Origin of the sequence: Streptomyces sp. NPDC093225 (assembly GCF_044753805.1) — a bacterium.
Lineage (GTDB): Bacteria > Actinomycetota > Actinomycetes > Streptomycetales > Streptomycetaceae > Streptomyces.
Map to the genome: position 1 here is coordinate 328,572 of NZ_JBIVNX010000003.1, position 13,845 is coordinate 342,416.

Annotated in this window: 12 protein-coding genes; 7 read left to right on the forward strand and 5 right to left on the reverse strand. The window is 72.9% G+C overall.

The features are described 5' to 3' along the window. Positions 1–2: 2 nt before the first annotated feature. The gene (locus ACIQCH_RS05565; RefSeq protein WP_402578197.1) at positions 3–665 is read right to left on the reverse strand and encodes a PadR family transcriptional regulator; all 663 of its coding nucleotides are present in this window, start codon (positions 663–665) and stop codon (positions 3–5) included. Positions 666–832: 167 nt separating this feature from the next. On the opposite strand from ACIQCH_RS05565, the gene ACIQCH_RS05570 reads away from it, so the two are divergent. Beyond that, complete coding sequence (locus tag ACIQCH_RS05570) at positions 833–1,498, forward strand: hypothetical protein (protein WP_402578199.1); 666 nt, start codon at positions 833–835, stop codon at positions 1,496–1,498. Positions 1,499–1,579: 81 nt separating this feature from the next. Here ACIQCH_RS05570 and ACIQCH_RS05575 read toward each other — a convergent pair whose 3' ends face one another. Further along, entirely contained in the window at positions 1,580–3,301 is a 1,722-nt protein-coding gene (locus ACIQCH_RS05575) for a protein kinase (protein WP_402578201.1), read from the reverse strand. A 280-nt stretch (positions 3,302–3,581) separates the two neighbouring features. On the opposite strand from ACIQCH_RS05575, the gene ACIQCH_RS05580 reads away from it, so the two are divergent. After that, positions 3,582–5,171 (forward strand): protein kinase, encoded by a 1,590-nt coding sequence (locus ACIQCH_RS05580; protein WP_402578203.1) that lies wholly within the window; start codon positions 3,582–3,584, stop codon positions 5,169–5,171. A gap of 121 nt (positions 5,172–5,292) precedes the next feature. Here ACIQCH_RS05580 and ACIQCH_RS05585 read toward each other — a convergent pair whose 3' ends face one another. Then, positions 5,293–6,582, reverse strand: a complete 1,290-nt coding sequence (locus tag ACIQCH_RS05585; protein ID WP_402578205.1) for a hypothetical protein — start codon at positions 6,580–6,582, stop codon at positions 5,293–5,295. Positions 6,583–6,922: 340 nt separating this feature from the next. Then, a complete protein-coding gene (locus ACIQCH_RS05590; RefSeq protein ID WP_402578207.1) occupies positions 6,923–7,582 on the reverse strand; it encodes a response regulator in 660 nt (219 codons plus the stop codon). A 323-nt stretch (positions 7,583–7,905) separates the two neighbouring features. Between ACIQCH_RS05590 and pdhA the strand changes: the two genes are divergently transcribed. The 4 genes from pdhA to ACIQCH_RS05610 all read left to right on the forward strand — a co-directional run bounded on the left by pdhA (position 7,906) and on the right by ACIQCH_RS05610 (position 12,587). Then, on the forward strand, positions 7,906–9,072 hold the full coding sequence (gene pdhA, locus ACIQCH_RS05595; protein WP_402578209.1) for a pyruvate dehydrogenase (acetyl-transferring) E1 component subunit alpha: 1,167 nt from the start codon (positions 7,906–7,908) through the stop codon (positions 9,070–9,072). 2 nt (positions 9,073–9,074) lie between these two features. Beyond that, positions 9,075–10,055 (forward strand): alpha-ketoacid dehydrogenase subunit beta, encoded by a 981-nt coding sequence (locus ACIQCH_RS05600; RefSeq protein ID WP_030193192.1) that lies wholly within the window; start codon positions 9,075–9,077, stop codon positions 10,053–10,055. 19 nt (positions 10,056–10,074) lie between these two features. Beyond that, positions 10,075–11,538, forward strand: a complete 1,464-nt coding sequence (locus tag ACIQCH_RS05605; protein WP_402578301.1) for a dihydrolipoamide acetyltransferase family protein — start codon at positions 10,075–10,077, stop codon at positions 11,536–11,538. A gap of 98 nt (positions 11,539–11,636) precedes the next feature. Beyond that, positions 11,637–12,587, forward strand: coding sequence for a GNAT family N-acetyltransferase (locus tag ACIQCH_RS05610; protein WP_402578212.1), 951 nt, complete (start codon positions 11,637–11,639; stop codon positions 12,585–12,587). 122 nt (positions 12,588–12,709) lie between these two features. Here the strand turns inward: ACIQCH_RS05610 and ACIQCH_RS05615 are convergent, their stop codons facing one another. After that, positions 12,710–12,898 carry a hypothetical protein gene (locus tag ACIQCH_RS05615; protein ID WP_402578214.1) on the reverse strand — a complete coding sequence of 63 codons (189 nt, stop codon included), beginning with the start codon at positions 12,896–12,898 and terminating at the stop codon, positions 12,710–12,712. A gap of 299 nt (positions 12,899–13,197) precedes the next feature. Here ACIQCH_RS05615 and ACIQCH_RS05620 point away from each other — a divergent pair, with 299 nt between their 5' ends. Continuing rightward, the gene (locus tag ACIQCH_RS05620) at positions 13,198–13,821 is read left to right on the forward strand and encodes an RraA family protein (protein WP_402578216.1); all 624 of its coding nucleotides are present in this window, start codon (positions 13,198–13,200) and stop codon (positions 13,819–13,821) included. Positions 13,822–13,845: the final 24 nt, after the last annotated feature.

A 13,845-nucleotide genomic window follows, 5' to 3' on the forward strand; every position in this document is an offset into this window, starting at 1 on the left:
CGTCAGTTCCGCGGGGCCCGTGCGGGGGCCTGGGCGGTCGGGGTCGGAGCGGCGGCGCCGGCGCCGCGCGGGGTCGGGGTGGTCGTCTCGGCCGGGTCGTGCTCGGCTCTCCGTCCGGCCGCCGCGGAGAGCCGGACGAGCCGGGTCTCGGAGTGGTCCAGCCAGCGGGCCTCGGCCTCGGTCTGGAAGATGAGCTGCTCGACGACGAGCAGCCACGCCACGTCGTCGCGCTCCTGGGACCGCCCAGACTCGATCGCGGCGAGCGCCTGCGCCTTGAGCCGGGTGTAGTCCTGCATCGCCTTGATCGTGGCGGAGCGCTGGGCCTGGATGACGGCGCGGATGTCCACGCCGGGGGCGCCCACGGCCATGGCGAGCTTGATGGACAACTCGTCGCGGGGCGGGCTGGTGCGGTCGACCGGGCGCTCGTACCAGTCGTGGAGCTCGGTACGGCCGGCCTCCGTGATGGCGTAGAGGGTGTGCCCGGCCGCGTCCTCGCCGTCGGGCGCGACGAGGCCGTCCCGCTCCAGGCGGGCGAGGGTCGTGTAGACCTGGCCGACGTTGAGCGGCCAGGTGGAGCCGGTGCGGGTCTCGAATTCGGTACGCAGCTGGGAGCCGTACCGGGGGCCGCGCTCCAGCAGGGCGAGGAGTCCGTGGCGGATCGACATACCGAGTATGTATACCGAGTATGTTCGAGGCTGCAAAGCTCCCTGAGATGTACATCTCAGGGGGGACGCCGGCGGCGCCGCTCTGACGACCCGTCCGGGATGCCGGGAATGTCGGTTCGTGTGAATCTGAGCCTGACATCTCGGTGGTTCGGGACGGAGGGGTCCCCGTGACTCAGCGCCTTCGTGCGGTCCGGTGGACGGCCGGGGCGGCGTTCGCCCTCGGCGCGCTGCTCCCCGGGACGGCGGACGCGGCCCCCGCGCACCCCCGTACGGCCGCGTCCGTACCGGACCGGCCGGCCGCCCCGGACCCCGTTCCCGCTCGGGCCCCCGCCCGGGAGGCCGTGGACGGGGCGCACGCCCCGGAGGCGGCGGAAGCCGCGGAGATCGTGGAGACGGCCGAGATCGCGGAGACCACCGAGGCGACCGAGGCCACCGGGGCCGCCGAGGCCGCGGACGAGGTGGACCTCGACGCGCTCACCCACGCGGACGACGAACTCGCCGGCAGCTTCGCCGGCGAGGGCCGGACCCGGCCCGGCCGGGTCGGCGAGGAGGTACAGCTGCCCGGGCCGGGACTGCCCGCGGCCCGGCCGGTACCGCAGCCCCCCGTCCCCCCGCCCGTCCCCCCGCACGTCGTCCCGCAGCCGGCCCGGCCCCGTCCGCAGCAGCCGGCCCGCCCCGAACCGAGCGAGAGGCCCCCGGCCGCGCTCGGCGCCGACCCGAACGCGCGCGCCGCCGACCTGGCGGCGCACCTGCTCCCGCTCGGCGCCGGCCTGGCCCTGATGGGCCTGGGCCTCGGCTACATGGGGCTGCGGCTGCGCATGCGCGACGACTGACGCCGGTGCGGGTCGCTGCGGCCCGGTGGCCGCTGCGGCCCGGTGCGGCGGGGCCGCGGGGCCCCGCGGCTCAGGGGGCCGTCAGGAGGCCGGGTTGCCCGTGGAGATGTACACGGTGACCTTGGTGCCGTTCGGGTCGATGTCGTCGTCCGGGTTCGGGAACTGCTCCAGCACCTGGTCCTCGCCGTACACGGCCTCGTCCCGTTCCTGGACGTCGATGTGCCAGCCGGCCAACTGGATGCACTTCTTGACGGAGAGGATGTCCTTGTAGCGCAGGTCCGGCATCTTGACCTTGGACGGGTCGTTGTAGGACTCGGTGGCGTCCTTGCACTCGGACTCCTTGATCGTCCGCGAGCGGTCCGGGCCGCGGTGGCCCGCCTTCGCCGACGAGCTGGAGGACGAGCTGCCGGCCTGCGGGGAGTTGCCGCCCTCGTCGTCGTTCTCCATGTTCAGGATCAGCGCCGTGACCAGACCGCCCACCGCCAGCAGCGCGACCGCGATCGAGCCGACCGTCACCAGCCGGCTGCGCTGCCCGCCCGAGCCCGAGCCCGGTCGGGCGGGGGACGACGACGGGGCCGTGGCCGGCCCATTGAGGGGCGCGGCGTAAGCCGCTCCGGTGGAGCCGGTGCTCGCACCGGGGTACGGCGGCGGGGTCGAGAAGCCCTGCTGCGGCGCCGGGGAGGGCGGGTACGCGTAGCCGGCCTGGTGGTGCGCCTGCTGCTGCGGGACCGGGGTGTGCTGCGGCGGAGGAGTCTGGGCGGGCCCGTACGGACCCGGGTAGGGCTGCTGCACCGACTGCGGCGGCGGGCCCTGGAGCCCGGAGTCCAGCGGCGGGAACACGGTCGAGCCGACGCCCGCACCGCTGTTCACCGGACCGCCCGCGACGATCACCGGCGCGCCGGTCTGCCCGGCCGACAGCACCCGCAGGCACTCGTCGCGCATGGCGGCGGCGGTCGGGAAACGCTCGTTCGGGTTCTTCTTCAGCGCCCGCGCCACCAGCGCGTCCATGGCCGGCGTGACGGACCGGTTCACGGCGGAGGGCGCCACCGGCTCCTCCTGCACGTGCGCGTACGCGATCGCCAGCGGCGAGTCCGCGTCGAACGGCAGCCGCCCGGTCAGCAGCTGGAAGAGCATGATGCCGACCGAGTACAGGTCCGAGCGGGCGTCGACGCCCCGGCCCAGCGCCTGCTCCGGCGAGAGGTACTGCGGCGTGCCGACGACCATGCCGGTCTGCGTCATGGACGTGACGCCCGACTGCATCGCGCGGGCGATGCCGAAGTCCATGACCTTGACCACACCACGCTTGGTGATCATCACGTTGCCGGGCTTGATGTCGCGGTGCACCAGGCCGAGCTCGTGGCTGGCCTCCAGCGCCGCCAGCACGTCGGCCGTGACCTTCAGCGCCTGGTCCGCGGCCATCGCCCCGTGCTGCCCGATCGCGTCGCGCAGCACCGAACCGAGCGGCTGGCCCTCGACGTACTCCATGACGATGTAGGGCATCAGGGCGCCGTCGCCCTCGCCCGGCACCGCGACGGTGTCCTCGCCCGTATCGAATACCGAGACGATGTTGGTGTGCGACAGTTTCGCCACAGCTTGCGCCTCGCGGCGGAAGCGCTCGCGGAACGACTGCTCGCGGCCGAGCTCGGTGTGCATGGTCTTGATCGCGACCTGCCGGTCGAGGGCGGCGTCGTAGGCGAGGTACACCGACGCCATGCCTCCCTCGCCGAGCAAGTCCCGCAGCTGGTAACGGCCACGGGCCAGGGAGCCGCCTGCGTAACGCCCCTGTGTGCCGTCCTGGCTCATGACTGTGCTTCCCCTCGGCGGTGCCCGGCGGTGCGCCGCAGTACTCCTCAGCTCTCGTCGGCTGTACGCGGCCACGCCTGGCGATATCCGTATGTCGGGCCACAGTCTGCCGGAGGGTCGTGACCAGTCAAGCCGGGTGCCCGCTCTGTGACCACACGCGGACAGGGCGCGATGCCGGACCGGCGGAGGGCCCGAAGGCTGTAGCGTTCATCGGAGCACCCTGAATAAAACAAACGTAAGACGTACCGCTGACGCGGGCTGGAAACGACGGCGAGGACTGATGGCACCCGAACCCGAGGGCAGCGGCGCCGGGATGGCAGATGTCCCCGAGCAGTTCTCAGGGAACATGGTGGGCGACGGCCGTTACCGGCTGACCCACCGTCTGGGCCGCGGCGGCATGGCGGAGGTCTTCGCCGCCGAGGACGTGCGGCTGGGCCGCACCGTCGCCGTGAAGCTGCTGCGCGCGGACCTGGCCGAGGACCCGGTCTCCAAGGCCCGCTTCACGCGCGAGGCGCAGTCGGTCGCCGGCCTCAACCACCACGCGGTGGTGGCGGTCTACGACTCCGGCGAGGACCGGGTGAACGGCAACGTCGTCCCCTACATCGTCATGGAGCTCGTCGAGGGCCGCACGATCCGCGACCTCCTCATCAGCGCCGAGCCCCCCGGTTTCGACCAGGCGCTCATCATCGTCTCCGGCGTCCTGGAGGCGCTGGCCTACTCGCACCAGCACGGCATCGTGCACCGCGACATCAAGCCCGCCAACGTCATCATCACCAACGCCGGCGCGGTCAAGGTGATGGACTTCGGCATCGCCCGCGCCCTGCACGGCGCGTCCACGACGATGACCCAGACCGGCATGGTCATGGGAACGCCGCAGTACCTGTCGCCCGAGCAGGCCCTCGGCAAGGCCGTCGACCACCGCAGCGACCTGTACGCCACCGGCTGCCTGCTCTACGAACTCCTCACCGGACGGCCGCCGTTCACGGGCGAGACCCCGCTGTCGGTGGTCTACCAGCACGTGCAGGACGCGCCCGTGCCGCCGTCCCACCAGACCCCGGGCGTGCCGCCGGAGCTCGACGGCCTGGCGATGCGCGCCCTCGCCAAGGACGCCGACGACCGCTTCCAGAGCGCCGAGGAGATGCGCGGGCTGGTCCAGTACGCGCTCCAGATGCTCCAGGAGCAGGGCGCCGGCACCGGTACGTGGAACACCGGCCCGGTCACCATGGCCCTGCCGCACGGCCCGAACGCCACCACAGCGAGCCCGGCCGCGAACGGTCCGGGCGTGCAGGCGTACCCTTCCCACGGGAACACCCCGCAGTTCGGCGGGCCGATGGTGCCCCCGCTCAACCCGGACGACGGCGCCGCCTACGGCGGCGGTGGCGGCGGCTACCACGACGACCGCACCGCCCGGGGCGGCGGGGGCGGCCGCTGGAAGATGTGGCTGCTGGCCGTGGTCGCGATGGTGGCGATCGCGGGCGGCGTCACGTACGCGCTGCAGAAGGCCAAGACGCCGACCGGCGGCGACGAGAACGGCCCGGTCAACCCCGGGGTGTCGCACAGCCAGAGCCAGGCGCCGAAGAGCCCGGACCCGGAGGAGTCCTCCAAGGGCACGACGGACGACGAGACCGGCTCCGACGACGGCGAGACGTGGACGCCCAAGCCGAAGCCGTCCTGGGACCACCCGAGCCAGGACCCGCCGACCACCGACCCGACGCGGTCGACGGACCCGACGACGGACCCGACCGCGTCGACCGACCCGACGACCGACCCGACGGACCCGACCACCGACCCGACCACGGACCCGACCAAGGGCACCGAGAGCCCGGGCACGGACGCGGGCGGCCCGGACGGCGGCGCGGGCGCGGGCTGAGCGGCCCCGCGGGCACGCACCGAAGCGGTACGCCGATGCCGGCACCCCCTCGACGAGGGGGTGCCGGCATCGGCTTTCTCATGGGTCGTCCGACGGTCGTCCGACGGTCGTCCGACGGGCGTCAGCCGGTCGTGCGCTCGGCGATCGTCCACTCGCGGTGCAGGGACCCCAGCGGGATGTCCTTCTCGAACAGCGGCGTGCCGAAGATGGCTATCCGGGCCATCAGGGCGCCGGTGAGGTCGAAGCCGCCGTAGAGCCCCGCCGAGCCCTGGACGACCGGCGCGGCGCCGCTGCTGTCCACCGTGACCGTGCCGTTGACCGAGGTCCGCAGGTACGGCTTGACCGACGCCTTCAGGCCCACGGTGTCGTACAGCGCCACCGAGGCGTCGGCGGCGAGGCCGGTGCGCACCGAGGCGTTGCCGCTGAGCTTGGCGCGGACCGGGGAGGCGTTGACGGTCAGCGGGGTGGTGGCGGTCTTCCAGCCCTCGCCCTTGGTGTACGAACCCTCGATGGACCAGGAGCCGTTGATGTCCTGCTGGGTGTCGAGGGTGACCGAGCCGTCCGCGCCGATCTCGGCGGCGAGCGTGAGGTCGAGGTTCACCACGACCGGCAGCTGGCCCACCATCAGGACCGGGCTGGCGCTGAGCTTGGCGAGCGGGATGCGCACCGGCGTCGCGGAGGCGCTGAGCCCGGCGCTGATGTGCCAGTTGGCGTGCGCGCCGAGGTCGAGGCCGACCTTGGCCTGCTGCGGTCGCAGGATGCCCTTGGTGCCGGTGTACGAGAAGTTCACCGACGGGTCGATCTCCACGGCGCCCGACAGGCTCGCGGAGGCGCCCCCGGGCAGCGGCACGCTGGTGTCCGCGTCGAGCTCCAGCGCGGCCGACGCGTGGCCGTCGGCGCCGTCGGCCCGCTTGGTGTACGACACCTTGAGGTCCTTGAGCATGGGCTTGACCTGGATGGCGCGCGGGTCGAGCTCCTTGTGCAGCGCCGCGTTGGCGTCGCCGAGCAGTTCGGCGATGGTGGCCGGGCGGGTGCTGACCTCGACCTGGCCGCCCGCGGCCGGCTCCACGGCCGTGATGGCGAGCAGGGCGCCGCGCGGCGCGGCGGCCGACGGCGGGCTGGCGATGAGCTGGCCGGGCCGGACGCCGGCGGTCTCGGCGGCGGGGGCGTGCGGGCCGCGGGCGGCGCGGGGCGCGGTGAGCCTCGCCTTGCCGGTGCGGCGGTCGTACGAGGCGAGCGCGAGCGGGGTGGTGGCGGCGCGTCCGGCCGCCGGGCCCGTCAACGGGCCTGCCGGGGCTGCCGGTTGGGCGGCCGTGGCGGGGGCGGCGAGGACGCCGCAGAGGGCGAGGGAGGCGGTCACGGTCAGCGCGGGCAGCACGAGGGCGCGCTGCGGCAGGGTGCGCTTGGACATGGGTGGGGTCACCTTCGGCGTTGAGTGGTCAGGTCACGGGAAGGCAAGACCAGGACGGCAGCCCAAAGGAAGCCTCCTCAAAGGCTGTTACCGATGGGTATAACCGTCCAGTAGTTTTGCTGAGGGTGACCGTACACCGTCAGGTGATCATGGAGAAAACGGGGCGTACCGCCGGTAATCCGAGAACGTGCCGGTGACGCGTCCGGGATTTCCCGCGAACGCGTGCACGAGGGCGAACTGTGGCCGGATACCGCAGGAGGACCGGCTCGAACACGGCGAAAAAAAGAGGTTCCCGCCCCCTCGGGGAGCGGGAACCGGGTCCGCCGTCAGCCGGGCGGCGTCAGCGCTTCTCCGCCTGGAGCCGCGCCACGTACGCGGCCGCCTGCGAGCGCCGCTCCATGCCGAGCTTGGACAGCAGGCTGCTGACGTAGTTCTTGATGGTCTTCTCGGCCAGGTGCAGCCGCTCGCCGATCACCCGGTTGGTCAGGCCCTCGCCGATCAGGTCGAGGATCTTGCGCTCCTGGTCCGTCAGGTTCGCGAGCCGGTCGTCACCCTTGCCGTTCTTGCCGTCCCGCAGCCGCTCCAGCACCCGCGCGGTGGCCACCGGGTCCAGCAGCGACTTGCCGGCCGCCACGTCCCGTACGGCGTTGAGCAGCTCGTTCCCGCGGATCGCCTTCAGGACGTACCCGGAGGCGCCGGCCATGATCGCGTCGAAGAGGGCCTCGTCGTCCGCGAACGAGGTCAACATGAGGCACTTGACGTCCTCGTCCCGGGAGCGCACCTCGCGGCAGACCTCGACCCCGCTGCCGTCCGGCAGGCGCACGTCCAGCACGGCCACGTCCGGGCGCGTGGCCGGAATCCGCACCAGCGCGTCGGCCACCGTTCCGGCCTCCCCGACCACCTCGATGTCGGCCTCGCTCGACAGCAGCTCGTGGACGCCCCGACGCACCACTTCGTGGTCGTCAAGGAGGAATACCGTGATTTTTCCGTCTTCCCGCACGGATTCAGTTTCACACACTCGCCTCTTCACAGGCGGGGGTGATCCGGATAACGTGCCGTTGTTCCGGCCTCCTGCAAGGCTGTGACCAGTGGTTGTTCCCCCAACCTCGGATTTACTTGGAAATCCAAGCAAAATCCCAGGTCAACTGGGGTTTCGCGGTTATGCGGCGCACTGGGTAACGTGCATTGCGCAGGGCACTAGCCGGGGCACCTGTCACGCCTGTTTCCCGCCGAGTCGCACCCACCCCGTGCGAGGAAGGGAACACGGGCGAGCCGCACTGGTCCCCGGACGACCCCGGGTGCCGGACCGACGGAGGAGCACACGTGACCGTGGAGAGCACTGCCGCGCGCAAGCCGCGACGCAGCAGCGGCACCAAGCGAGCGACCGGCAAGACCGCCGCCGCCGCGCAGGCTGCCGAGCCCCAGCTCGTACAGCTGCTGACGCCCGAGGGCGACCGGGTCGAGGACCCCGAGTTCGCCCCCTATGTCGCCGACATTTCCGCCGACGACCTGCGCGGGCTGTACCGCGACATGGTCCTGACCCGCCGTTTCGACGCCGAGGCCACCGCCCTGCAGCGCCAGGGCGAGCTCGGCCTGTGGGCCTCGCTGCTCGGCCAGGAGGCCGCGCAGATCGGCTCCGGCCGCGCGCTGCGCGACGACGACTACGTCTTCCCGACCTACCGGGAGCACGGCGTCGCCTGGTGCCGCGGGGTCGACCCGACCAACCTGCTGGGCATGTTCCGCGGCGTGAACCACGGCGGCTGGGACCCCAACACCAACAACTTCCACCTGTACACGATCGTCATCGGCTCGCAGACGCTGCACGCCACCGGCTACGCCATGGGCATCGCCAAGGACGGCGCCGACTCGGCCGTGATCGCGTACTTCGGCGACGGCGCCTCCAGCCAGGGCGACGTCAACGAGGCCTTCACCTTCTCGGCGGTCTACAACGCCCCCGTGGTGTTCTTCTGCCAGAACAACCAGTGGGCGATCTCCGAGCCCACCGAGCGCCAGACCCGCGTCCCGCTCTACCAGCGCGCCGCCGGCTTCGGCTTCCCGGGCATCCGGGTGGACGGCAACGACGTCCTGGCCTGCCTCGCCGTGACCCGCTGGGCCCTGGAGCGGGCCCGCCGCGGCGAGGGCCCGACCCTGGTCGAGGCCTTCACGTACCGCATGGGCGCCCACACCACCTCCGACGACCCGACGCGCTACCGCCGCGACGAGGAGCGCGAGGCCTGGGAGGCCAAGGACCCGATCGCCCGCGTGAAGGCCTACCTGCTGGCCTCCGGCGGCGCAGACGAGGAGTTCTTCGCCTCGCTGGAGTCCGAGAGCGAGACCCTGGGCAAGCGCGTGCGCGAGGTCGTGCGCGCCATGCCCGACCCCGACGGCATGTCGATGTTCGAGAACGTCTACGCGGACGGCCACGCGCTCGTGGACGAGGAGCGCGCCGAGTTCGCCGCCTACCTCGCGTCCTTCGAGGAGGGTCACTGATCATGGCTGTTGAGAAGATGTCGATCGCGAAGGCGCTCAACGAGTCGCTGCGCAAGGCCCTCGACACCGACCCCAAGGTCCTCGTCATGGGCGAGGACGTCGGCAAGCTCGGTGGTGTCTTCCGCATCACCGACGGCCTCCAGAAGGACTTCGGCGAGGACCGGGTCATCGACACCCCGCTGGCCGAGTCCGGCATCGTCGGCACCGCCATCGGCCTGGCCCTGCGCGGCTACCGGCCGGTCGTGGAGATCCAGTTCGACGGGTTCGTCTTCCCCGCGTACGACCAGATCGTCACGCAGCTCGCGAAGATGCACGCCCGCGCGCTCGGCAAGGTCAAGATGCCGGTCGTCGTGCGCATCCCGTACGGCGGCGGCATCGGCGCGGTCGAGCACCACTCCGAGTCCCCCGAGGCGCTGTTCGCGCACGTGGCGGGCCTGAAGGTGGTCTCGCCCTCGAACGCCTCCGACGCGTACTGGATGCTCCAGCAGGCCATCCAGAGCGACGACCCGGTGATCTTCTTCGAGCCCAAGCGCCGCTACTGGGACAAGGGCGACGTCGACGTCGACGCCATCCCCGGCGAGCTCCACAAGGCGCGGGTCGCCCGCGAGGGCGCCGACCTCACCCTGGCCGCGTACGGCCCGATGGTGAAGGTCTGCCTGGAGGCGGCCGCGGCCGCCGCCGAGGAGGGCAAGTCGGTCGAGGTCGTGGACCTGCGCTCGATGTCCCCCGTCGACTTCGACACCGTCCAGGCCTCGGTCGAGAAGACCCGCCGCCTGGTCGTCGTCCACGAGGCCCCGGTGTTCCTGGGCGTCGGCTCCGAGATCGCCGCCCGCATCACCGAGCGGTGCTTCTACCACCTGGAGGCGCCGGTGCTGCGCGTGGGCGGTTTCCACGCCCCGTACCCGCCGGCCCGGGTGGAAGAGGAGTACCTGCCCGGCCTGGACCGCGTGCTCGACGCCGTCGACCGCTCGCTGGCGTACTGAGGGAGAGGTCGTGACGACGATGACGACGACACTGCGCGAGTTCAAGATGCCCGACGTGGGCGAGGGACTCACCGAGGCCGAGATCCTGAAGTGGTACGTCCAGCCGGGTGACACCGTCACCGACGGCCAGGTCGTGTGCGAGGTCGAGACGGCGAAGGCGGCCGTCGAGCTGCCGATCCCGTTCGACGGCGTGGTGGCCGAGCTGCGCTTCGCGGAGGGCACCACGGTCGACGTCGGCCAGGTGATCATCACGGTCGACACCGGGGAGGGCGGCGCCGCGGCGGCCGCTCCGGCCCCGGTGGCGGAGGCCGCCCCGGCGGCCCCGGCCGAGGAGGCCCAGCCCGCCGCCCGGCAGCCGGTCCTGGTCGGCTACGGCGTGGCCCAGACCTCGACCAAGCGCCGGCCGCGCAAGGCGGTCCCCGGCGCCGCTCCGGCGGCCGCCGCCGCGGCCCCGGTCGCCCCGGCGCCCGCGGCCCCGGCCGCCCCGGCCCCGGCCCCGGTGTCCGCGAACGGGCTGAACGGCCACGGCGGTGCCGCCGCTGGTGCCCGTCCGCTGGCCAAGCCCCCCGTGCGCAAGCTCGCCAAGGACCTCGGCGTCGACCTGGCCACGGTCACCCCGACCGGCCCGGACGGCATCATCACCCGCGAGGACGTGCACGCGGCCGTGGCCGCCCCGGCCGCTCCCGCCGCCCCGGCCGTCGCCCCGGCGCCGGTCGCCGCGCCCGTACCGGCCGCGGAGGCCGTGCCGGCCGCCGCTCCGGCCTGGACCGGCGCGGACGCCGTGCGCGAGACCCGCATCCCCGTCAAGGGCGTGCGCAAGGTCACCGCGCAGGCCATGGTGAACTCCGCGTTCACCGCCCCGCACGTCACGGAGTTCATCACCTTCGACGTGACGCGCACGATGAAGCTGGTCACCGAGCTCAAGGCCGACCCGGACCTGGCCGGCCTGCGCATCAACCCGCTGCTGCTCATCGCCAAGGCGGTCCTGGTCGCGCTCAAGCGCAACCCGGAGATCAACTCCGCCTGGGACGAGGCCAACCAGGAGATCGTGCGCAAGCACTACGTCAACCTGGGCATCGCCGCGGCCACCCCGCGCGGTCTGATCGTGCCGAACATCAAGGACGCGCACGCCATGACCCTCGCGGAGCTCTCGAACGGTCTGTCCGACCTGGTGGCCACCGCCCGCGAGGGCAAGACCTCCCCGGCGGCCATGCAGGACGGCACCATCACCATCACCAACGTCGGCGTCTTCGGCGTCGACACCGGTACGCCGATCCTCAACCCGGGCGAGTCCGCGATCCTCGCGGTCGGTGCGATCAAGCTCCAGCCGTGGGTCCACAAGGGCAAGGTCAAGCCGCGCCAGGTCACCACGCTGGCGCTGTCCTTCGACCACCGCCTGATCGACGGCGAGCAGGGCTCCCGGTTCCTCGCGGACATCGCGGCGGTGCTGGAGCAGCCCAAGCGCCTGATGACCTGGTCGTAGTCGCTCCGGCGGCGCGACCAACCCGGCCATACGGAGGGCCCCTTACCAGTTGGTAGGGGCCCTTCGTCGTGTCCGTGACCGCGTGTGATGATCGCGGGATGCGCTACCACCCCATAGCCGCCGACCAGACCGACCGGGCCGCCGAATACCACGCGACCGGTCCGGTCCCCGCCGTCTCCGCCGCCGAGTACCGCGCCGAGCTGAAGGCCCGCCAGTACCGTCCCGAGTGGACCTGGTTCGCCGAGGACGAGGACGGCGAGTTCCTGGCCCGCGCGGTGTGGTGGGGGCGGGCGGACAGCGCGCACCCGGTGGCGCTGGACTGCCTGCACGTACGGGACGGGGCGGGCGAACCGGCCGCCCTGGCGGCCGAGCTGCTGGCCGCCGGGCACGCGGCGTTCGCCGAGGCCGGCGCCGAGCACCCGCCGCTCTACAACATCCTGGCCCTGCCCGGGGACTGGCACGAGCGCCCGGACGTCGTCGCGGCCGTGGAGTGGCGGGTCGAGGCGGCCCGCAAGGCCGGCCTGACCGAGGAGAACGAGCGGCTGCGCCTGGAGTGGACGGCCGGCTCGCCGGTCCCGGAGGCCACCGGCCGGCTGGTCTTCACGGAGGCGGACGACGAGGCGTTCCTGGAGGTCTTCCGCCGGATCGCGGTCGGCAGCCTCGACGTCAACACCCGCCGCGAGCTGGCGTCCATGGACCCGGACCGGCAGGCCCGCGAGGACATGGCGTTCTACCTCGACGCCCCCGGCGAGCGCTCCTGGTGGCGGCTGGCCCACCTGACCGACGGCACCCTGGCCGGCATGGCCATCCCGTCCGCGACCCCGTACCACCGCAACGTGGGTTACCTGGGCGTCGTCCCGGAGCAGCGCGGCCGGGGCCTGATCGACGAGATCCTCGGCGAGATCACCCGCGTGCACGCCGCCGCCGATGCCGACCGCATCACCGCGACGACCGACACCGTCAACGCCCCGATGGCCGCCGCCTTCACCCGCGCCGGCTACCGCGTCACGGAGCGCCGCGTCATCCTCGAGGCGGTCCGCCCGGCCTGACACGCCCGGCCTGCCGGGTCGGCGCAGGCGCAGGCGCAGGGGACGGCGGATCTGCGGTGCCGCCGTCCCCCGGTGCGACCCGACGGGTCGCGGCCTGCCGGTACCGCTACCGGTGGCGGTGCCTAGAGCAGGCCGGTGGGCAGGAGGTTGTTCAGGATGTTGGTGGCGGTGATCAGGTCCGTCGCGGTGATGATCGGGTTGACGGCGAGACCGGTGACCGGGCCGGTGATCGAGTCGGCCGCGCTGGCCGCCGAGGCGGCGGCGACGACGAGCCCGATGGCTCCGAAGACGGCGGTGGTGATGCGGCGCATGGAAGCCTCCGTGTGGGGGTGGGGGACGGTGGGGGGAGAGGGCCCGAGAGTGCCCTGTGCTGTGGCGTGAAACGCGCGTCCTGGCCGGATGGTGGCGGATCCGGGGGCGCATTCCATCGGACGGCCCTGTGCCGGCCCCCCGTTCGGGCTCGTCACGCTAGGTCGTACGTCCGAGGGTCGCGACGCTGTCCACAGGCTGTGGACAGCGTTCTCGCCCCGGTGGAGGAGCGGCCGGACCGCCCGCGTAGGGTGCCGGGCGAGGGCAGCGGCAGACCACGCGTAGAGAGAGGTCCGGGCACGTGAGCGACACCGGCGGTTTCCAGGAGATCCCCACGACCACCCTCGCCGACGTCCTCGGCCGCGCCCAGGTCATGGACATCGGCATCCGCCCGCTGTGGCAGGGCGGGCAGCGGCTCGCGGGTCCGGCCTTCACCGCGAAGTGCCCGCCCGGTGACAACCTCATGCTGCACGCCGCGATCTACCGCGCCCGGCCCGGCGACGTGATCGTCGCCGAGTCCGGCGACCTCGAGTACGCCCTCGCCGGCGGGAACGTCTGTGCCGTCGCCCGGCGCCGCGGCGTCGCAGGCTTCGTCGTCGACGGCCTCATCCGCGACGTGGGCGAGGTGCGGGAGCTCGGCTTCCCCGTGTACGGCCGCGGCGTCGTCCCGTTCCCCGGCACGAAGTCCGCCGTCGCCCCCCTCGGCGAGCCCGTGGTGTGCGCGGGCGTGACCGTCCACGCCGGTGACGTCGTGGTGGCCGACGAGGAGGGCGTGGTGGTCGTCCCGGCGGCGCGCGCGGACGAGGTCCTCGCGGCCGCCCGCGCGAAGCTGGCCGAGGAGGCCGCGCAGTCCCTGGACGAGTGGGAGGCGGCCCATCGGGCGCGCATCGAGCAGGCCCTCGCCGACCAGGGCTGGCAGGACTGACGACCGACCCGGCGCCGCCCGCTC

Coding starts and splice junctions, on each gene's coding strand:
- ACIQCH_RS05615 (WP_402578214.1), bottom strand. CDS start 12,898: ATGCGCCGCATCACCACCGCCGTCTTCGGAGCCATCGGGCTCGTCGTC.
- ACIQCH_RS05575 (WP_402578201.1), bottom strand. CDS start 3,301: ATGAGCCAGGACGGCACACAGGGGCGTTACGCAGGCGGCTCCCTGGCC.
- ACIQCH_RS05565 (WP_402578197.1), bottom strand. CDS start 665: ATGTCGATCCGCCACGGACTCCTCGCCCTGCTGGAGCGCGGCCCCCGG.
- ACIQCH_RS05580 (WP_402578203.1), top strand. CDS start 3,582: ATGGCACCCGAACCCGAGGGCAGCGGCGCCGGGATGGCAGATGTCCCC.
- ACIQCH_RS05585 (WP_402578205.1), bottom strand. CDS start 6,582: ATGTCCAAGCGCACCCTGCCGCAGCGCGCCCTCGTGCTGCCCGCGCTG.
- ACIQCH_RS05600 (WP_030193192.1), top strand. CDS start 9,075: ATGGCTGTTGAGAAGATGTCGATCGCGAAGGCGCTCAACGAGTCGCTG.
- ACIQCH_RS05605 (WP_402578301.1), top strand. CDS start 10,075: ATGACGACGACACTGCGCGAGTTCAAGATGCCCGACGTGGGCGAGGGA.
- ACIQCH_RS05610 (WP_402578212.1), top strand. CDS start 11,637: ATGCGCTACCACCCCATAGCCGCCGACCAGACCGACCGGGCCGCCGAA.